This window comes from Burkholderia sp. L-4 (genome assembly GCF_056856535.1).
The window spans coordinates 1344624-1364921 of the sequence record NZ_JBXEOX010000001.1; the positions used below are offsets into that span (position 1 = coordinate 1344624).

Below are 20298 nucleotides of genomic sequence, written 5' to 3' on the forward strand. Positions count from 1 at the left end.
GCGCTGATCTACGATGGAAGCATTGCCTCCATGGTCGGCACGAACCGTGTGCACTCACTACCGCGCTCCCGGCGAAGACCCCGGCATCAGCGAACTGAAGATCGGCATCGGCGACCTGTATCGCCGCGACCCGTGGGCATCCGACGTATATCCCGACTACGCGGCGCCCGTTGCATGCGCCGACGGCGACGGCCTTGCGGTCGTGGCGGCCGTGTTCGGCTTCTGGCCGAAGTTCATGCAGCCCGAGCGGCTCGACGAGCACGGCCGGAAACGAAGGAAGCTCGATACGGTGAACGCGCGCACGGAAACGGTCGGCGCATCGCGTCTCTACGGGAACGCCTGGCGCAACGGCCAGCGCTGCCTGATTCCGGTGCGCTGGATCTGCGAGCCGTGTTACGAGACCGGCCGCAACGTGTGGCACCGGATCGGCGTCGACGGCTGGCAGCCGTATTGCGTCGCCGGTCTCTGGCGTCACCACGAAGACAGCGGCGGACGCGTCCGCATCGGCATGACGATGCTCACCGTGAACGCCGACGATCATCCGCTGTTCGCGCGAATGCATCGGCCCGCCGACGAGAAGCGCGGTGTCGTGATCCTGCGCAGCGAGGATTACGACGAGTGGCTGCACACGCGCGACATCGAAGCGGCGCGGCGCATGCTGAACCTGTTCCCCGCAGGCGGCATGACGGCCGAGCCCGATCCGGCACCGCCGGCCGGCGCCTGACCTTTCATTTTTCCGACGTCCGGCTTGCGGCGAAATTGCCCGACCCCGCACCGATTGTTCGGACGATTTCGAAAATCGGTCGATACCGGGTAATCACCGATATCTCGCAAGTTGTATATACAAGATCATCCGCTGGCAATGTCGGCACACGTCGTGCCGCTTGCGCGCCAGCGTGCAGACCATGCGTGCGTGGCGCATGCCGGCGATCCACGGCGCCCCGCATCCGCAGAGCCGAAAGGGCGGCTCGCTGCATCCTGTCCCGTTCAAACCATGTGTGGTCCTGAGTATTGGGGAGATTGACCCGTGTCAACGAATTCGAGTGGAAAGGCCGGCGGACTGATCGAGGTCCGCTCGATCGACTTCATTCCCGACGCCGAGCGCCACGGCGGGCTGCTGAGCCAGTTCACGCTGTGGCTGTCGGCGAACATGCAGATCACGGCCATCGTCACGGGCGCGCTCGCGGTCGTGCTCGGAGGCGACGTGTTCTGGTCGCTGGTCGCGCTGCTGCTCGGCCAGCTCGTCGGCGGCGCCGTGATGGCGCTGCACGGCGCGCAGGGGCCGCAGCTCGGGCTGCCGCAGATGATCTCGAGCCGCGTGCAGTTCGGCGTGTACGGCGCGATGATCCCGATCGTGCTCGTGTGCCTGATGTATATCGGCTTTTCCGCGAGCGGCTCGGTGCTGGCCGGGCAGGCCGTCGCGCAGTTGCTGCACGTCGATGACGCCGCCGGCATCCTGCTGTTCGCGGCCGTGATCGTCGTGCTGACCGTATTCGGCTACCGCGCGATCCACTTCGTCGGCCGGATCGCGAGCGTGGTCGGCATCGTCGCGTTCGTCTACATGTTCGCGCAGCTGTTCGCGAACCACGACGTCGGCGCGCTGCTCGCGAACCGTCATTTCTCGCTCGCGAGCTTCCTGCTGTCGATGTCGCTGTCCGCGTCGTGGCAGATCGCGTTCGGCCCGTACGTTGCCGATTACTCGCGCTACCTGCCACGCTCGACGTCGTCGGTCGCGACGTTCCTCGCGGTCGGGCTCGGCTCGGTGATCGGCGCGCAGGCGGCGATGGTGTTCGGCGTCTTCGCGGCCGCGCTGGCCGGCAGCCAGTTCGCGCATCACGAAGTGTCGTATATCGTCGGGCTCGGCTCGACGGGCGCCGTGGCGGCGCTGCTGTACTTCAGCATCGCGTTAGGCAAGGTGACGGTGACGGCGCTCAACGCGTACGGCAGCTTCATGTCGATGGCGACGATCGTCAGCGGCTTTCGCGGCAAGGGCGCCGTGTCGTCGAAGAGCCGCCTCGTGTACATCGTCGGGATGATCTGCGTGTCGACGCTGATCGCGCTCGCCGGCCGTCATTCGTTCCTGAAGGAATTCACCGCGTTCATCCTGTTCCTGCTCGCGTTCTTCACGCCGTGGAGCGCGATCAACCTCGTCGACTACTACTGCTTCACGCGCTCGCGCTACGACGTGCCGGCGCTGTCCGATCCGGACGGCCGCTACGGACGCTGGAACGGGATGGCCATCACGATCTACGTGGTCGGTATCCTCGTGCAACTGCCGTTCATGTCGACGCACATCTACACGGGGCCGCTCGTCGATGCGCTCGGCGGCACCGACATCTCGTGGATTCTCGGGCTGATCGTGCCGGCCGTGCTGTATTACATCGGCGCGCGTGCATCGCGTCGCAGCATTCCCGAGCGCCTGATCCTGCCGCTCGAACGCGGCGAAGTTCACCACTGACGGCGCATCCCGCGCATCGGGCCGGCTCGTTGCCGGCCTGAGCGTCGAGCCGGGTGCGGTCCGCGCCGGACCTACCCGATCAATTCCCATTCCCGCGATACCGGTGCCGCGTGACTGTCGCGCCCGGTGTCGTTTCCTTCTCTGCTTATTTAAATAGTATGACTAAATATATTGAAGCGTACGGCAGCGATTGCCGGGCGCGGACGGTGCACGCCGGTCTTCGCGCGACGGTCACGGTCGCATGCCTCGCCGCATCGGGCACCGTGCTCGCGCAGGACGGCGTCACGTTGTACGGCGTGATCGACGAGTTCGCGCAGTACGTGAATACGGGCAACGGCTATACGGCGGCGATCAACTCGGGTGGCCAGTGGGGCAGCCGGTTCGGCTTGAAGGGCGGCGAGGATATCGGCGGCGGGCAGAAGATCGAGTTCGCGCTGGAAAACGGCTTCAATCCGAACGACGGTTCGCTGGCGAGTGCCGGCAGCATGTTCAACCGGCAGGCGTGGGTCGGCGTCGCGGGGGCGTGGGGGAAGCTGCGCGCGGGCCGGCAGAATTCGCCGCTGTTCAACGACCAGGGCGGGCAGGACGCGTTCGGCGGCGTCACGCAGGCATCCGGCATGGACAACCTGACCGTGTTCGCGTTCCGCACCAGCAACACGCTGTCGTATCAGAGCCCGGAGATCGCGGGCTTCCGGGGCGGGCTGTATTTCGGCTTCGGCGACGCGGGCGGCGTGCGCTCGGCCGGTTCCAGCCAGCAGTTCGACCTGACCTACGAACACGGGCCGTTCGGCGCGTTCGTCGCGGGCCAGTGGCTGAAGAACGCGACGGCGACCACGACCGATCGCACGATCATGGCCGGCGCCTCGTACGAGATCGGCAAGGCAACCGTGTACGGCGGTTTCTCCGCGGTGAAGTGGGCCGACCTCGGGATCGATTCGCGCGTGTACGGGCTGTCGGTCAAATACCAGTTCAACCCGGCGAACTATGTCGCGCTCGGCTACGCGTACCTGCATGACCAGTCGTCGCAGGGCAACAATGCGGACCAGTTGGGGCTGATGTACGAGTACGACCTGTCGAAGCGCACGAGCTTCTACGGCGCGCTGTCGTACCTGCGCAACCGCAACCAGGCCGGCTACACGCTGGCCGGCGCGGCGAACCCCGGCCTGCCGCTCGCCTACCCGGGCGCGAATGCGCGCGGCGTGCAACTCGGCATCGTGCATCGTTTCTGATGCGTGCGACGCGCCGGGCCGCCTGCGCCCGGCGTGTTCTCCGCGCGCAGGCGCACCGTCACTTCCCCAGCCGCTCCGCGAGCGAATAGCGCTGCATGCAGCGCTCCATCGCGTCGAGAAACGCCTGCTCGGCCGCGTTCATCTTGCGGTCGCGATGCCACAGCAGGAACACGTCGACATCGACGAGCCCGTCATCGGGCGGCAGCCGCCACAGCCGCTGCTGCGCGATGTCGTCGCGCACGATGTGCTCGGGCAGGCAGCCGATCCCGTAACCCGCGAAGATCAGCCGCCGCACTTCCTCGAGGCTCGGCGACGATGCCACGATGCGCCCCGTGAAGCCCTTCTGGTCGCGGAACACGGTGAGCGGCGACAGGCTGTCGCCGATCTGGTCGCTCGTGAACGACACGAAATTCTCCGCGAGCAGATCGTCCATCCGCAGTTGCGTCTGCCCGAACAGCCGGTGATGGCGGCCGCAGTAGATCGCATAACGCTGGCGCAGGAAACAGCGCATCTCCAGCTTGTCGTGCGGCGTGCGGCACAGGCCGAGCCCGGCCGTGGCCGTCTTCTGCAGCAGCGACGACAGGATGTCCGACGAGCGCATCACCTCGATCTGCAGGTCGATGCGCGGATACGCGCGATGGAATTCCGCGAGGAATTCGTCGTAGACGGGCGACTCGATGCGGCTCACCGTCAGCAGCCGGATCGAGCCGGTCAGGTCGGCCGTGCTGTCGTCGATTTCGGTTTCGAGGCGCGAGATGCCGCCGTAGATGTCGCTTGCGATCCGGTACACGGCCTCGCCGGCCGGCGTCGCCGCGAAATGCGCGCCGCGCCGCTCGATCAGCCGGCGCTCGAGCGTCTCCTCGAGCCGCCGCAGCGCCTGGCTCACGGCCGGCTGCGTCACGTGCAGGCGCGCGGCCGCGCGGCTCACGCTGCGCTCCTGCATGATCACCAGATAGGTGCGCAACAGGTTCCAGTCGAGGCGGTCGTTCAGGAACGGGGCAAGGTCGGGGCGCATCGGGTCTCCGGGCGAGGCGTCGGGTAGACATTAGTTGAATTTATACAGCGAATAATAACTTGAAATTTGACTAATGATTTGCGGTCGCCGATAAAGGAGGGGCGCCGCAGCGTGCGGCGCGAGGCCGCGCGAGACGGTCGTCACCACGATATTGCGCGTCGCCCCGCAGCGGCGTGCGTCAGGAGCCCGCATGACCCAGTCCCTTCCTTCCGCGCGCCAGCCGGGGCGTGCCGCGACGGCCGCGTTCATCGGCACGATGATCGAGTGGTACGACTTCTACATCTACGCGACCGCCGCCGCGCTCGTGTTCGGCGAGCTCTATTTTCCGTCGCACGACCGCTTCGTCAGCACGATGGCGTCGTTCGCGACGTTCGCGGTCGGCTTCTTCGCGCGGCCGCTCGGCGGCGTGATCTTCGGCCACCTCGGCGACCGCGTTGGCCGCAAGAAGGCGCTGATGACGACGCTGATGATGATGGGCGTCGCGACCGTGTGCGTCGGGCTGCTGCCCGATTATTCGACGGTCGGCATGCTCGCGCCGGTGCTGCTCGTCGCGCTGCGCGTGGTGCAGGGCATCGCGGTCGGCGGCGAATGGGGCGGTGCGGTGCTGATGGCGGGCGAGCATGCGCCGCAGGGGCGCCGCACGTTCTTCGCGTCGTTCGCGCAGCTCGGCAGCCCGGCCGGGCTGATCCTGTCGCTGGTCGCGTTCCGGGCGGTCACGTCGATGGACAAGGCCGACTTCCTCGCGTGGGGCTGGCGCCTGCCGTTTCTCGCGAGTTCGGTGCTGCTCGTGGTCGGCATCCTGATCCGGCTCGGCGTGAACGAATCGCCGGAATTCGCGCGGGTGAAGGAAACCAACCGCACGGTGAAGCTGCCGGTCGCCGAAGTGTTCCGCTCCGCGTCGGGGCTGGTGCTGCTCTGCATCGGCGCGAACACGATCGGCATCGCGGGCGTCTATTTCACGAACACGTTCATGATCGCGTACACGACCCAGTACGTCGGCGTATCGCGCTCGCTGATCCTCGACAGCCTGTTCGCGGTCGCGATCATCCAGTTCGTCGCGCAGCCGGTCGCCGCCTGGACCGCCGAGCGGATCGGCGGCGCGCGCTTCCTGAAGCTCGCCGCGCTGCTCGCGATGCTGTCGCCGTATCCGATGTTCATGCTCGTGCAGGGCGGCACGTCCGCGTCGCTGATCGCAGGCATCGCGCTCGCGGTCGTCTGCATGGCCGGCTTCTATTCGGTGATCGCGGGTTTCGTCAGCGACGTTTTCCCCGCGCACGTGCGCTATTCGGCGATCTCGCTCGCGTACCAGATCTGCGGCGCGATTGCCGGCGGCCTGACGCCGCTCGTGGGCACCTGGCTCGCGCATCGCTTCGCCGGCCAGTGGTGGCCGCTCGCGGTGTTCTACACGGGTCTCGCCGGCATTTCGCTGCTCTGCATCGTGGCGCTCGACGCGCGCCGTGCGGCCCGGCCGGCTGCCGCCGAAGCGCTCGGTTCGCACTGACCCTCAACGTACGAATTCATCCGGAGTGCACATGAAAGACCTGCTGGAAATCGACGGCGCCCGCTTGTGGCGGAGCCTGGCCGACATGGCGCGCGTCGGCGCGACGCCGCGCGGCGGCGTGCGGCGCCTCGCGCTGACCGAGGATGACCGGCGCGGGCGCGACCTGTTCGCGCAATGGTGCCGCGACGCGGGGATGGCGGTGCGCGTCGATGCGGTCGGCAACCTGTTCGCCCGGCGCGACGGCGCCGACGCGCAAGCCGCGCCCGTGCTGATCGGCAGCCATCTCGACACGCAGCCGGAAGGCGGTCGTTTCGACGGCGTCTACGGCGTGCTCGCCGGGCTCGAACTCGTGCGCACGCTGAACGACGCCGGCATCGCGACCGACAAGCCGCTCGAAATCGTGTCCTGGACCAACGAGGAAGGCGCGCGCTTCGCGCCGGCGATGCTCGGCTCGGCCGTGTTTACGGGCGCGCTGCCGCTCGACGACGCGCTCGCGAAGCAGGACGCCGACGGCGTCACGCTCGGCGCGGCGCTCGACGCGTGCGGCTATCGCGGCACGCGCGCGGCGGGCGGCGCGGTCGATGCGTATTTCGAGGCCCATATCGAACAGGGGCCCGTACTCGAGGCCAACGGCACGACGATCGGCGTCGTCACGGGCGGCCAGGCGATTCGCTGGCTCGACGTGACGGTGACGGGCGTGGCCGCGCATGCGGGCACGACACCGATGCCGTATCGCAAGGATGCGTATTTCGCGAGCGCGCAGATCGCGCTCGAACTCGAGCGGATCGTCGCCGGGTACGCGCCGCGCGGGCTCGCGACGATCGGGCAGGTCGGCATCCGCAACGCGTCGCGCAACACGATTGCCGGCGACCTGACGTTCACGGTCGACCTGCGTCATCACGACGATGCCGAAGTCGACGCGATGGAGCGCGACCTGCGCGATGCGTGTGCACGCATCGCCGCCGCCCGCGGCGTGCAGGTCGCGATCGACACCTGCTGGCGCAGCCCGGCGACGCCGTTCGACCGCGATTGCGTCGAGCTGGTCGCGCAGGCGGCGGCTACATTCGGCTATACGAACGAGCGGATCGTCAGCGGCGCCGGCCACGACGCGATCCTGCTCGCGCGCCGCGTCCCGACCGCGATGGTATTCATTCCGTGCGTCGACGGCCTGTCGCACAACGAGGCCGAGGACGCATTGCCCGACGACGTGACGCGCGGCACGAACGTGCTGCTCCATGCGGTGCTGGCGCGCGCGGGCATCGCGGCGCCGGTCGAAGCGGAGGCGGCCGCGCGCGTGGCGTGACGCGGCGATTCGACGAGGACGAACGATGAAAACCTATTTCCATCCCGAACAACTGCTGCATCATCCGCGCAGCTACCTGTCGCGCGGCCGGATGCGCGAACCGCAGGAAGTGCCCGAACGCGCGGCGCGGCTCGTCGCGGCCGTGCGCGCGCTCGACTTCGACGTGCGCGAGCCGGCCGACCGCGGCACCGCGCCGATCGCGGCCGTGCACGACATGAACTACCTGCGCTTTCTCGAAGAGGCGCACCGCGACTGGCAGCGGATGCCCGACGACTGGGGCGACGAAGTGATGTCGAACGTGTTCATGCGCGACCCGAACCCGTTGCGCGGCGTGCTCGCGAAAGCCGCGCGCTACCTTGCCGACGGCAGTTGCCCGGTCGGTGCGAACACGTGGCGCGCCGCGTACTGGTCCGCGCAGGACGCGCTCGCGGCCGCGGCCGACGTCAACGACGGCGCGCGCGAGGCCTACGCGCTGTGCCGCCCGCCGGGCCACCACGCGCGCCGCGATGCGGCCGGCGGCTTCTGTTACCTGAACAATGCGGCGATCGCCGCGCAAGCGCTGCTGGGCCGCCATCGCCGTGTCGCGATCCTCGACACCGACATGCATCACGGGCAGGGCGTGCAGGAGATCTTCTACGGCCGCGACGATGTGCTGTACGTGTCGATCCACGGCGATCCGACCAACTTCTACCCGGTCGTCGCGGGTTACGAGGAAGAGACGGGCGCGGGCGCCGGCGCCGGCTTCAACCTCAACCTGCCGATGCCGCACGGTGCGCCGGAATCGGTATTCTTCGAGCGGCTCGACGACGCGTTGCGCGCCCTCGCGCGATTCCAGCCCGACGCGCTCGTGCTCGCACTCGGCTTCGACATCTACCAGGACGATCCGCAATCGCAGGTTGCCGTCACGACCGACGGGTTCGGGCGGCTCGGCGGCGCGCTCGGCGCGCTCGGGTTGCCGACGGTGATCGTGCAGGAGGGCGGCTATCACCTCGACAGCCTCGACGCGAACGCCCGTGTGTTCTTCGGCGGGTTCGGCGAGGCGCGCTGACGCGGACGCCGGCGCGCCGTGGGGAGGGGCCGGATCACCGGCATGCGCTCAAGTTTTCGGCTTGCGCGCCGTCAATTCGCGCATACGCTGGATCAATGCATGAAGGAGAGCCGAACGATGAGCGCAACCGGCCGAATCAAGTATGCGGTGCTCGCGCTGGCGGGCGTGGCGGCGCTCGCGCGTGCCGCGGAGCCATCGATCCCGTTGAGGGTCAGCCTGACGATTCCCGAAACCTGCACGATCGCGCCGGCCGTGCAACCGGGCGTGGACGCGGACATGCCGAGCGTCAGTTGCGCGCACGGCACGCCGTTCCAGGTGAGCCACGTGAGCGTGGCCGGCGCGCGGACGCCGCCGCCGCGCAGCGTCGGCGCGGGCGCGCCGGCCGCGTGGACCGTGATGTTCTGAGCGCCGCGCCTCCCGTCCGCTAGAAGCTGATCGTCGCGGTGATCGTGTCGCTGTAGTTGCCGGGCGCGGGCGTGGTCTGCGCGGGCACCGCGCCGTACACGGTGACGACCTGCGACGTGCCGGTGCCGACACCCGTGACCGTCGCGCTTCCGCCCGTGTCGTCGCCCCAGGTGACCGAGTGCGCGGCATCCGTGTACAGCCTGTAGTTGATCGCGCCGCCGCCGCCGCTGCGCTGCATCTGGCGCGCCGTCACGTTGCCGCTGCCGCCGCCGTTCAGCGCGATTTTCCACGCGTCGCCGTTCGTGCATTGCGCGGTGATCGAACCGGTCGCCGCGAGCGCGCCCGACAGCACGCTCGCCGTGCCGAAGTTCACGTTGGTCGCGCTGATGTTGCAGTCGTTGATCACGTTCGCGGTTGCGCTGAACGGAAAGGTGCCGTTCGATGCCGTCAGCGACGCGCAGGTCGGCGCACCGAGCAGATAGAACCCCGCGTTGATCGATGTCGTGTTGCCGCCGAACGTCTGCGAGTAGGTCGTCGTGCTGTTGCCGGTGGTCGGCACGGTTGGCTGGTTCGCGGTGATCTGCCCGTAGACCGTGACCGTGGCGCTCGCGCTCGTGCCGAGCGCGGGTTTGACGAGCGTGACCGACGCGGGCGTCGTGCCGGAGTAGACGGAGCCCCACGCGACGGAGTGCGCGGCATCGAGATAGAGGTCGTACTGCATCGCGTTGGTGCCGTTCACGAGGCTGCGCGGGCTCGTGCCGCCGAGATTCAGGCACACGAGCACGTTCGGCGTCAGCGTGACGGCCGACCACGTGCAGGTGACGCTGACGGTGCCGGTCGCAGCGACCGACGCGCGCGTGATCGGGCTGACCGAACCGAAGCTGACCGTCGACGCCGTGGCCGTGCACGTTTCCGCTTGTGCACGGCCCGGCACGCCGCACCACGCGACGAACGCGACGACGAGCAGCAGCACGGCCCTCATGGCGCCGCCCTGCAGACCAGCGGCCCGACGGTCGGCAGCGTGCCGTTGCCGGGCGCGGTGAACGCGAATGCCGCGACGCAACGCCGCGTGCCGTCATCGATCACGAGATGGTTGTCCGCCTTCAGCCCGTCGATGAACGTGAGCCCGTCGTAGCCGACGATCGTGTCCGCGCCGCTTTCGGCATGATGCACGCGCGCGCCGGCCGGCAGCGGCTTGCCGGCGGCATCGTGCAGGATCACCGACGCCGCGCGATAGCGCGACACGCCGAAATGGGCGATCACGCCCGATCGCGCCTGCGGCACGACCGTCATCGACGTGCGGGCGATCCGCGCGTCGGCCGGCAGCTTCATCGAATCGATCGCGACCTGGTTGTTCTGGTACGCGTTCAGGTCGGGCACGAGCAGATGCCCGGCACGATCGGTCGTGCCGATCACGCGGTTCTCATGCAGCACCGGGATGCCGGCGACGCCGTCGGTCGACACCAGCGCGAAGCCGTCGTCGATGCGGCGCGACATCTGCAGGCTGCTGTCCATCAACACGAGCGCGCCGCTGACGTCGAGCGATGCGCCCGTCTGGCGGTCGATGCCCTGCGCGGCCGCGATGACTTCGCCCGCGCGGCCGAGATAGCGCACCTGCGCCTGCCGGTAGGGCACGGCGCCCGTCCCGCCGGTCTGCACGCCCCAGCCCCAGCCGCCGTCGTAGTCGGGCGGACGGCTCGCGTCGACCGTGTAGTTCGACTGGCCGCGCTGGCGGCCGACGGTCGCGTTGATCGACGTATTGCGGCCGAGCCCGATGTTCAGCGACACGAATGCGCCGTTCGCGCCCTGCTGCGCGAAATCGCGGTAGGCGCTCACGCTCATCGACGCGAGATCGCCGAAGCTCAGCGTGTACGACACGGTGCCGATCCGCGCGCTCGGGCCTTGCGGCAGCCGGAAGCCGATATAGCTGAGCGACAGCGTCTGGCGGTGCATGAACGGCAGCGCGAGCGTCGCCTGGTCGGTCGCCGACGGCACCGGCGAGCCGTCGCGCGATGCGAGGTCGCCGTAGCGGCCGAACGCGCGGATCGTCTGCGCGTTGATCGAGAAGCGCGGCTCGATCAGCTGGTAGCCGACGCTCACCTGCGTGCCGGAAAAGCGGCCGGCGCTGCCCGCGATCGCGCCGTTCAACACACCCGCATAACCGAGCCGCATCAGCGCGCCGACGCCGGCATTGAGCACGCCGCCGGTCGCTTCCGCATGACCCTCGACGGTCAGCGCGTCGCCGAGGCCGCGCCGCAGCGAGCCGCTGACGGCCGGCCGCGCGTCGTAGTCGAACGACTGCAGCGCGTAGTTGCGGCGCAGGAAGCCGGCCTCGAACGAATAGCTCGACAGCCCGGCCGACAACATGCGCGTATCGACGTAGAGCGGCACCGACGTCGCGACCGTGCGCCCGAGCGCGTCGCGCGTGATGACGGTCGCCTGGCCGGCGCCAGTGATGCCCGGCACGTCGTGGATGATGAACGGGCCGCTCGGCACGTTGCCGGTGTATTGCCGCACGTTGTTGATGTACAGGTCGACTGCCGACGGCACCGCGGCCGAGCCCGCGAGCGACGGAATCGGAAACGTCACGAGGTCGGGCCGCAGCGCGAAATTGCTGCGCCACTGGACGCCGCCGAGACGGACCGAACGGGTCCACGCGAGCGATCCGGAAATCGCGTCGCCGATCTGTGTCGTGCTCGGCCGCGCCGGGTCCGAATGGCTCCAGTACGTATCGAAGCGCGTGTAGCGCCGCTGGCCGTTGTAGAAGGACGCGGTGCCGGTGTGGTTGAACACGCCGTTCGGATCGAAGTAGCGCACGTCGGTGTAGAGCGAGAACTGCCGGTCGCCGATCGTCTGCGCGTATGCCTCGTAATTGATCGCGAGCCCGCGCGATGCGGTGGCCGCTTGCGTGGGCGGCAGCGCGCGGCTGTCGACCGCGTACGGGCGGCGCAGTGCGTCGGCCATCTCCAGATCGACGCTCTGGCGTGCCGCGTCGTAGCGGTAACGCAGGCCGGCAATCGTGTCGAGTTCGACCGTCGCCGCGTCGGCGATGCCGAGGCGGTCGGTCGCGAAGCCGATCGTGCGCAGGTCGGCGCCGCTCGCCGACAGTCGGCCGTCGCGTTCGCGGAAGTGCGCGAGCAGCGCCGTATTTTCGCCGTTGACGCTGACTTCGAGGATCACGTCGTGCGTGCGGTCGGTCATCACGAGCGCCGCGGGTTCGTCCGCGCGGGCGCCGCCAAGCACGAGCAGGCGGCCCGCCACGACGGCCGCGAGCACGATGCGGCGGGTGCGTCGCGACGTTCCGCGTCCGTTGGCCGGGCGTGCGCCGGCGCGTGGCGGAGGGGAAGAGGCCGGGCGGCGCACCGGCGGTCTAGCCCGGCGGCTCCACCGCGACGACCGCGCTGGCCGGCTGCGAATTGACGGCCGCCCGCACCGTGACCTTGCCGCCGGGCACGAGACCCGCCGGCAGCGGCGCGCTCCACTGGCCGGTGCGGCCCGCCAGCGCGTAGCCGAGCAGCCCGCGCGTGAGCGGGTACGCACGACCGTCGCCGTTGACGAGTTCGACCGACGCCAGTTGCGCGCGGCGCGTGCCGACGTTGCGCACGCGCAGCACCCAGCCTTCGTTGCCGCGCGCGAGCGTCCAGTCGAGTTGCGGCGCGCCGGGGCCTGCCGGTTCGACGAACACCGGAATCGAATAGCGCAGCCGGATCGAGACACCGTTGGTCGGCGCCTCGCCCGGGGGCGGAAGCTCGTCGATCAGCAGCCGGTAGCACTGTTCGACGCCGGAAGGCGCGCGCGAGGCGCGCACGACGCGGATCAGCTGCTCGGACTGCGTGCCGACCTCGATCAGCGGCGGGCTCGCGACGAGATCCTGGGTGGGCGTCAGCGTGTCCTGGCCGTCGGCCTGGTCCCAGCGGAATACGCGTACCTGTCCGTACACGGGCCGCTCGCCGGGATTGCGCAGCGTGATGCCGGTGGCCGTGTCGTCGGTGCCGAATTCGATCGTGACGGGGGAAATCTGCAGCGACGCGGCGTGCGCGGCGCCGGCCGCGCACAGCAGCGCGGCGAGCGTTCGACGTATTACGAGCATGCGAAACGGCGCCGGTCAGAAGTAGACGGTTGCGGTGACGGTCGTCTGATAGGTGTCCGGCTTCGGCGTCGCCTGCGCGGGCACCTGGCCGTAGACGGTCAGCGCCTGCGCGGCGCCCGTGCCGGTGCCGGCCACGGTGTTGGTGCCCTGCGTGTTGCCCCAGATCGTCGTGCGCCCGGCGTCCTGGTACAACTGGAAGCCGACGGTCGTCGTCGTATTGCCGGTCGACGTGCCGGCCATCAGGCGGCTCGCGACGCTCGATCCGGTGACCGAACCGGCGTCGAGGCCGACGTTGTACGGCGTCGTGTTGGTACAGGTGACGCTGACGGTCGTCTGCTGGTTGATCGCGGTCGCCAGCACGCCGTTGGTCCCGAAGGCCAGCGGGTTCGCGGCGATCGTGCAGTTCGGCTGCAGGGTCAGCGTGACGTTGAAGGTGGCGGTCGCGGTGCCGTTCGTATAGACGGCCGCGTCGGCGGTGGGTGTCGAAAGGCCGATTGACAGCGCGAGCGACAATGTCGTGGAAGCGATGGCGACTTTCACTCTGATCCCTCATCGGTCGATTTTTCATTGGATTTATGCCGCGCTTCGCACGCCGCAGCACGGTAAATGCTGATACGAATCGATGAGTCTTTCAATCTTAAATTTGGGGTTGTTGTATTTCGTGACGAATGAATGAGTTATTTATTGAATAAATCAGGAAAATATTACGAATTTGGATTTAATTGTCGGATTCCACGCGAAATATTTTGCTGCGACGCGGAAAAGAATGCCTGTCGGGGTGGGGTGCGGCGCGATTTTTCCGATTGATTCGGTGAATCGAAGCGACGAATTCGAATTGGATAATTCATGCGCGCGGTGAAATTGAACGAGCGGCAATGAATCGGTTGGGCGATGCCAGGTATTTAACCGGTTCGTGAATCGATCCGGTCGAAATGATGTCGGGAGACGGATATTCCGGATTTTTCCCGAGTGAAGAGAAAACGAGAATCCGGACGGCGGACGGGAAATGAAAACGGCCGCATTGCGCGGCCGTAGGTGTCCTTGCCGAACCGGGCGGCAGCCCGGGCGAGCCGCGCGTGTCAGTTCGCGGCGGCCGGCGCGCGGCGCTGCGCGATCTGCAGCAGGACGAGTGCGAGTCCGGCCGCGGCGATCAGGCCGCCGACGAGCGGCACCGCCGCGTAGCCGAACCCGGCCGAAATTGCCGCGCCGCCGGCCGCGGCGCCCACCGCATTGCCGAGGTTGAACGCGCCGATGTTGACGGCCGACGCGAGGCCCGGCGCTTCGTGGGCCGCGCGCATCACGCGCATCTGCAGCGGCGGCACGACCGCGAACGTGGCGACGCCCCACACGAGCAGCGTGACGGCCGCGCCGGCATGCGTGCTGGCGAGCAGCGGGAACGCCGCCATCGTCGCGATCAGCAGCAGCAGGAAGCCGATCAGCGTGCCGTCGAGCGAGCGGTCGGCCAGGCGGCCGCCCGCGATGTTGCCGATCGAGAAGCCGACGCCGATCAGCACGAGCATCGCGGTCACGAAGCCGGGCGTCGCGCCGGTCAGGTGTTCGAGCGTCGGTGCGACATACGTGTAGAGCGTGAACATCGCGCCGGCGCCGAGCACCGTCGTGGCGAGCGCACCGAGCACGACCGGGCGCGTCAGCACCGAGAGTTCGGCCCGCAGATCGGGCATCTTGCCGGCCTCGCCCTTCGGCAGCGCGGCGAACAGGCCGGCGATCGCGATCAGGCCGAGGCCCGCGGTCGCCGCGAACGACATGCGCCAGCCGATGATCTGGCCGAGCCAGGTCGCGGCCGGCACGCCGCCCACGTTCGCGATCGTGAGGCCCATGAACATCGTCGCGACGGCGCTTGCCTGCTTGTCGCGCGGCACGAGGCTGGCCGCGACCACCGAGCCGAGCCCGAAGAACGCGCCGTGGTTGAGGCTCGTCACGAGGCGGGCGAGCAGCAGCGTCGTGTAATCCGGCGCGACGGCCGACAGCAGGTTGCCGATCGTGAAGATCGACATCAGCGCGATCAGCGCCGAGCGGCGCGACCAGCGGGCGAGCAGCAGCGTCATCAGCGGCGCGCCGACCATCACGCCGATCGCATACGCGCTGATCAGCATGCCGGCCTGCGGAATCGACACGTGCACGCCGTCGGCGATCACGGGCAGCAGGCCCATCGGCGAGAACTCGGTCGTGCCGATGCCGAACGCGCCGGCGGCGAGCGCCAGCAGCGGCAGCGCTGCGCTGCCGCCGGGGCGGGAAGGAGAGGAAGTCGTGGTGTTCACGCGATGGGCTCCTGTATTCGTGGGTGACGGCACGGGGCCGTTGCGGACAGGGCGAAGTGTGCCTGGATTATTTTTGCGGAAAAAGCCGGATTGGAACGAAATTATCTTGATTCCATGTCAACAATACGGAGCGCGCGCGGTGTGCCCGCCAGGCCGCGGGCGTTGCGCCGGCGAGGCAGGCGAACGACGGTGTCGGTGGTGAAAGGTATGGGTAAGGCGGAAATCGGATTGTTCTGCCGCGCGCCGCGATTCGGTGACGGTTTGCGGCGGACGGGCGGGCCGTCCGGCATCGCATGCCGCACGTTGCCCGGCAACCGTGCGGGGACGGGCGGCGGGGCAGCCAGGGCCCGTCGACCGGGCGCCTTCCATCCCGTGACACAGACCTCGCGCCACGGCTGGAAACCCTTTACAGGCAAGGCGCAAGCGAAAAAAGCCCCGACCACAGGGGGACCGTGGCCGGGGCGAAAACGCATCCTCTCTTTGGCACGAGGGTTGGATGCGGGCGCAGTATATTTCGGGCCATGACAATTCGAAGCGGCGTTAAACGGCGGTTTTTGGTGCCAATTTAAAAATTCCGGCGCCGCGGCGCGGATCGTCGGGGTTTTGAAAGATTTTTCGCTGGCACGGCCATCTTGTTTAGCGCGATCAGGCCGCCAAAACGGCGAATCAGCAGAGGGGGCGTCGCGCGTTGGCTGGCGTGCGGATCGCCTTGCCTGACCGGATGCCGGGCTGGCCCGGCGCCCGGTGCAGGGTCAACCCGCTTCGTCGGCCGCGTCGCGCACGGCCGCGAGAAACCGCGCGACGATCGGCGAGGGCGCCGCCGCCGCGCCATCGAACACGAATTCGATGTCGAAGCGGCTCGCGAGCTCGTCGAGCGCGACGAGCCTGACCGTGTGCGGGCAGGTCGGCGACGCGCTTTCCGGCACGAACGCGCATCCCATTCCGGCCGCGACGAGGCCGATCAGCGTCGGGATGTCGCTGCCGACCTGCGCGATGCGCGGCGTGAAGCCGGCCTGCTGGCACTGCGCCATCAGGAACCGGTGGTGCGCGGCCGAGCGCTGCGCGTCGAACCAGACGAACGGTTCGTCCGCGACGTCGGCCAGCGTGCGCGGCGCATTGAAGCGGCCGCCCGGCGGCGCGGGCATCGCGAGCACGAAGCGGTCGCTCAGCAGCCGCACGCCCGACAGGTGCGGCGCCTCGTCGCGGCGCCACGCCATGATCCCGGCGTCGAGCTGGCCGCGCATCAGCGCGCTCGCCTGTTCGGCCGACAGCATCGGCGCGATCGACAGCTGCACGTCCGGGCACGCGTCGCGAAACGCCTTGAGCACCTTCGCGACGATCGGCAGCGGCAGGCAGTTCGGCAGCGCGCCGAGCCGCAGTTCGCCGAGCTGGCCGGCCGCGCTGCGCAACGCGCGTTCGCGGCTGGCCTGCACCGTTGCGAGCAGGCCGGTCGCATCCTTCAGGAAGCTCGCGCCGGCCGCGGTGAGCGTGACGCCCGTCGCGCGTCGGATCAGCAACGGCGTGCCGATCGCGTCCTCGAGCTCGCGGATCTGCCGCGACAGCGCGGGCTGGACGATGCCGGCCGCGCGGGCGCCGGCCATCACGCTGCCGGCCTGGGCGACAGCCACGAAATAGCGCAGGTGACGCAGTTCGATCTGGCGCATGCGATGCTCGTCCGGGTTCGTTGATATACCTGTGGAGCATAGTAAATACCATTCGATGGTATTGGAAAGCATGGCAGGCCTGCCGTACGATGACCGTCATGGGCGCACGCGCTGGCTCGCGAGTCGCGTGCGCTTCCTCCGTCTCCACTGAGCCTTGTCCGATGCCGCTTCATATCCCGACTCCTTATATCCGCTCGCAAATCGCGTCCCGCCGGCTCGGCCGGACGATCCGGCTGAAGCTCGATGCGCTGCAGCCATCGGGCTCCTTCAAGCTGCGCGGCATCGGCGCCGTCTGCGAAGCGCGGCACGCGGCCGGCGCGCGGCGATTCGTGTCGTCGTCGGGCGGTAACGCGGGCGTCGCGGTCGCGTATTGCGGCCGCGTGCTCGGCGTGCCGGTACGCGTCGTCGTGCCGGAAAGCGCCTCGGCGCGCGCGCGTGAGCTGATTCGTGTCGAAGGCGCCGAGGTGGTCGTGCATGGCGCGAGCTGGGCCGAGGCAAACGCATTTGCGCAATCGGCGCTCGGCGAGCACGATGCGTTCGTCCATCCGTTCGACGATCCCGTGCTGTGGCAGGGGCACGCGACGATGATCGACGAGATGGCGGCCGTCGGGCCGAAGCCCGGTGCGGTGGTGCTCGCGGTCGGCGGCGGCGGCCTGCTGTGCGGCGTGCTCGAAGGGCTCGCGCGCAACGGCTGGCACGACGTGCCGGTCGTCGCGGCCGAAACGGAAGGCGCCGACTGCTATGCGCGCTCGGTCGCGCAGGGGCGTCCGGTCGAACTCGCGGCAATCGCGAGCATCGCGACGTCGCTCGGCGCGAAGCGGCCATGCGATGCGGCAGTCGAATGGGCGACGCGGCACGCGATCCATCCCGTCGTCGTGTCCGATGCGGACGCGGTGGCCGCGTCGCTGCGGTTCGTCGACGAACACCGGATCGTCGTCGAACCCGCATGCGGCGCCGCGCTGGCTGCGCTCGAGCGGCCGGTGCCGGTGCTTGCGTCGGCGTCGGACATCGCGGTGATCGTCTGCGGCGGCGTGACGGCGTCCGTCGAGCAGCTGCAGACGCTGCGCGCGACGTTGCGGTAAGGCGGGAGCGCCGCAGGCAGGGCGCTCACGCCGCCCGATGACGGAAACTGCTGCGGTGAATAAGGCGGAAGGCGGGCGTATCGTCGTGCCGAGCCGTATGCAGCCGGGCGCGACGATACGGCGGCCGGTCAGTTCGTGGCCGGTGCGCTCGCGCCGGACGGCGCGGATACCGATGCGGGGGCGGATGCCGCGGACGCAGGTGCAGGCGCGGGCACGGTCGACGCCGGCTTGCCAGCGGCCGGTGCCGGAACGGCGGGCGTCGACGCCGCGGCGGCAGGCGCGGCCGCCGGGCTGGCAGCCGATGCAGGCGTGGCAGCCGACGCGGCAGCGGAAGCCGGCGCAGGCACGGAACCGGCGGAAGCCGCAGCCGGTGCGGCAACCGGCTGCGAACCCGACGCCGCTCCCGGCGCGGCGGCACGCACCGCGGCCGGCACGGCGACGGCCGACGCCGCGGCAGGCACGGCATGCGCACCCGACTCGGGTGCGACACCCGGCACCGACAGCGGCACCGGCGCCGCGGGCGGCGTCGGCACGACCGGCGTCGTCATCTTCAGCGGTTCGCCCTGCGGCGTCGGCGCGGGTTCCGGCAGCGGCGTGACGGGTTCCTTCTCGGCGGCCTTCACGGTCGCGCGATCGCGGCGCGCCGGGTCGATCTTCAGGAAATGGTCGACGAGATTGAAGAAGCGCTCATAGAACACGCCGGCCGGAATCGTCTCGCTCGCGGTCTTGACGAGCGCGTCGTCGCTCGACCCGATCGGCAGCGACAGCGAGCCGAACACGCTCAAGCCCACGCTGGCCGACGTATTCGACTTCTTCAGCGTGTAGCGGTCCTGCACGGCGTTCACGTACGCGATGCTCGACGTGCCGTCGGCGTTCGCATCCGCGCACACGACGTGAAATTCGATCACGACGTGCATGTCGTTGCTCGGCTGGAAATTCTTGCTGCCGTCGACCGCATCGTTGCGCGACGACGACACCACATAACCCTGGCTCAGCAGCGCGCGCCGCGCGGCCTCGCAGGCCGCGTCGGATTTCGAGTGGAACGTATGCGCATACGGGCTGCTGGTCGCGTCGAACTGTTCCTGCTGGTAGATCGGCTTGGGCGGCGACGAGCACGCGGCCAGCACGGTCGCGGCCGCGAGTGCGCACGAAACGGAAAACAGGCGAAATCGGTTGTGCATGGCGTCTTTCAGAAGGCTTGGCGAGGGGCCGCGCAACGGCGGTGCCTGGATGAGGCGTGCGGCAATCTCGTAAGGCCGGGGCGCCATTATAGTTTCGTTTGATGTCGCGCTCGCTTCAGTCGGCCGGCGCGACGCGCACCGCGGCCAGCAATTGCGACGTCAGCGGATGATGTTCGCCGCGCCGCGAGCGGATCGCGTGGATCTCCTCGGTCACGTCGCCCGCCCGCCCGAGCCGCCGCAACCCGCTCAGCAGCGACGCATCGTTCGCGCCGAGTTCGCTGAGCGGAAACACGCCGAGGCCGCGCGCCGCGAACACGGCCATCAGCGCGCTGTCCTCGAATTCCCCGGTCACGCGCGGCACGATCCGCTCGCCTTCCAGCCACCGGTCGAGGCGCGCGCGCAGCGCCGAATGCGCGGTCGGCAGCAGCACCGGCAGGTCGGCCAGGCACTGCGGAAAGCGCTGCCGCGCGGCCGGCGTGACGAGCGCCGCGGGCCCGTACCAGTCGACCGGCGATGCGACGAGCCGCTCGCTCGTCACGCGCAGGTTCGACCCCGACGGCGCGCCCTGGCCGGCCAGCACGAGATCGAGGTGATGCAGCGCGAGCTCCGCGAGCAGCGCATCGTGCTCGCCCTCGTGGCACAGCAGCCGCAACGTCGGCGTGTCGAGCACCGGCGCGAGGATCGCGTGCGCGGCGAGCTTCGAAATGCCGTCCGCGAGCCCGACCGCGAGCCGCACGGTCGGCTGGCTGGCCGCCGCGCGCACTTCGTCGGGAATCAGCCGCCCCATCTCGAAGATGACTTCGGCGCGCGCAAACGCGGCCTGTCCCGCGTCGGTCATCGTGACGCCGCGCCCGGCCGGGCGCAGCAATTGGTGCCCGAGCGATTTCTCGAGCTCGCGCACCTGCGCGCTGATCGTCTGCACGGCCATGTCGAGCCGGCCGGCCGCGCGAGCGAAGCCGCCTTCCTTCACGACGACCCAGAAATAGTACAGATGTCGAAAATTGAGCATCGGATCGATATATCGAAAAAACCGAACTTAAGTT

17 protein-coding genes are annotated in these 20298 nt (G+C 68.9%); 8 read left to right on the forward strand and 9 right to left on the reverse strand.

The window, feature by feature from the left end:
- The first annotated feature begins 46 nt into the window (after positions 1-46).
- From AC1VVG_RS06325 to AC1VVG_RS06335, 3 genes are all read left to right on the forward strand, one after another.
- Complete coding sequence (locus AC1VVG_RS06325) at positions 47-724, forward strand: SOS response-associated peptidase family protein (RefSeq protein WP_482835370.1); 678 nt, start codon at positions 47-49, stop codon at positions 722-724.
- Between the two features lie 303 nt (positions 725-1027).
- Positions 1028-2458: a purine-cytosine permease family protein gene (locus tag AC1VVG_RS06330; protein ID WP_482835371.1), complete on the forward strand. Its 1431-nt coding sequence runs from the start codon at positions 1028-1030 to the stop codon at positions 2456-2458.
- A 158-nt stretch (positions 2459-2616) separates the two neighbouring features.
- Entirely contained in the window at positions 2617-3687 is a 1071-nt protein-coding gene (locus AC1VVG_RS06335; RefSeq protein ID WP_124670421.1) for a porin, read from the forward strand.
- 58 nt (positions 3688-3745) lie between these two features.
- Here the strand turns inward: AC1VVG_RS06335 and AC1VVG_RS06340 are convergent, their stop codons facing one another.
- Positions 3746-4702: a LysR family transcriptional regulator gene (locus tag AC1VVG_RS06340; protein ID WP_034186611.1), complete on the reverse strand. Its 957-nt coding sequence runs from the start codon at positions 4700-4702 to the stop codon at positions 3746-3748.
- Between the two features lie 190 nt (positions 4703-4892).
- Here AC1VVG_RS06340 and AC1VVG_RS06345 point away from each other — a divergent pair, with 190 nt between their 5' ends.
- The 4 genes from AC1VVG_RS06345 to AC1VVG_RS06360 all read left to right on the forward strand — a co-directional run bounded on the left by AC1VVG_RS06345 (position 4893) and on the right by AC1VVG_RS06360 (position 8959).
- Complete coding sequence (locus tag AC1VVG_RS06345) at positions 4893-6203, forward strand: MFS transporter (RefSeq protein ID WP_175029114.1); 1311 nt, start codon at positions 4893-4895, stop codon at positions 6201-6203.
- 31 nt (positions 6204-6234) lie between these two features.
- The gene (locus AC1VVG_RS06350; RefSeq protein ID WP_482835372.1) at positions 6235-7506 is read left to right on the forward strand and encodes a Zn-dependent hydrolase; all 1272 of its coding nucleotides are present in this window, start codon (positions 6235-6237) and stop codon (positions 7504-7506) included.
- Between the two features lie 25 nt (positions 7507-7531).
- Positions 7532-8554: a histone deacetylase family protein gene (locus AC1VVG_RS06355; RefSeq protein ID WP_482835373.1), complete on the forward strand. Its 1023-nt coding sequence runs from the start codon at positions 7532-7534 to the stop codon at positions 8552-8554.
- Positions 8555-8671: 117 nt separating this feature from the next.
- Positions 8672-8959, forward strand: a complete 288-nt coding sequence (locus tag AC1VVG_RS06360) for a hypothetical protein (RefSeq protein ID WP_482835374.1) — start codon at positions 8672-8674, stop codon at positions 8957-8959.
- 19 nt (positions 8960-8978) lie between these two features.
- On the opposite strand, the gene AC1VVG_RS06365 is transcribed toward AC1VVG_RS06360, so the two are convergent.
- From AC1VVG_RS06365 to AC1VVG_RS06390, 6 genes are all read right to left on the reverse strand, one after another.
- The gene (locus AC1VVG_RS06365) at positions 8979-9941 is read right to left on the reverse strand and encodes a Csu type fimbrial protein (protein ID WP_482835375.1); all 963 of its coding nucleotides are present in this window, start codon (positions 9939-9941) and stop codon (positions 8979-8981) included.
- Positions 9938-12322, reverse strand: a complete 2385-nt coding sequence (locus tag AC1VVG_RS06370; protein WP_455708848.1) for a fimbria/pilus outer membrane usher protein — start codon at positions 12320-12322, stop codon at positions 9938-9940. Before AC1VVG_RS06370 ends, AC1VVG_RS06365 begins: the two co-directional genes overlap by 4 nt.
- Before the next feature lie 7 nt (positions 12323-12329).
- Complete coding sequence (locus AC1VVG_RS06375) at positions 12330-13049, reverse strand: fimbrial biogenesis chaperone (RefSeq protein WP_482835376.1); 720 nt, start codon at positions 13047-13049, stop codon at positions 12330-12332.
- Between the two features lie 15 nt (positions 13050-13064).
- Positions 13065-13562 (reverse strand): Csu type fimbrial protein, encoded by a 498-nt coding sequence (locus AC1VVG_RS06380; protein ID WP_049034614.1) that lies wholly within the window; start codon positions 13560-13562, stop codon positions 13065-13067.
- Between the two features lie 566 nt (positions 13563-14128).
- Positions 14129-15328 (reverse strand): MFS transporter, encoded by a 1200-nt coding sequence (locus AC1VVG_RS06385; RefSeq protein ID WP_059560562.1) that lies wholly within the window; start codon positions 15326-15328, stop codon positions 14129-14131.
- 752 nt (positions 15329-16080) lie between these two features.
- On the reverse strand, positions 16081-16992 hold the full coding sequence (locus tag AC1VVG_RS06390) for a LysR family transcriptional regulator (protein WP_069705419.1): 912 nt from the start codon (positions 16990-16992) through the stop codon (positions 16081-16083).
- Between the two features lie 161 nt (positions 16993-17153).
- Here AC1VVG_RS06390 and AC1VVG_RS06395 point away from each other — a divergent pair, with 161 nt between their 5' ends.
- Positions 17154-18074, forward strand: a complete 921-nt coding sequence (locus AC1VVG_RS06395) for a pyridoxal-phosphate dependent enzyme (protein ID WP_482835377.1) — start codon at positions 17154-17156, stop codon at positions 18072-18074.
- A 128-nt stretch (positions 18075-18202) separates the two neighbouring features.
- Here AC1VVG_RS06395 and AC1VVG_RS06400 read toward each other — a convergent pair whose 3' ends face one another.
- Entirely contained in the window at positions 18203-19255 is a 1053-nt protein-coding gene (locus AC1VVG_RS06400) for a DUF2242 domain-containing protein (protein ID WP_482835378.1), read from the reverse strand.
- Between the two features lie 115 nt (positions 19256-19370).
- Positions 19371-20264 carry a LysR family transcriptional regulator gene (locus AC1VVG_RS06405; RefSeq protein ID WP_034186623.1) on the reverse strand — a complete coding sequence of 298 codons (894 nt, stop codon included), beginning with the start codon at positions 20262-20264 and terminating at the stop codon, positions 19371-19373.
- Positions 20265-20298: the final 34 nt, after the last annotated feature.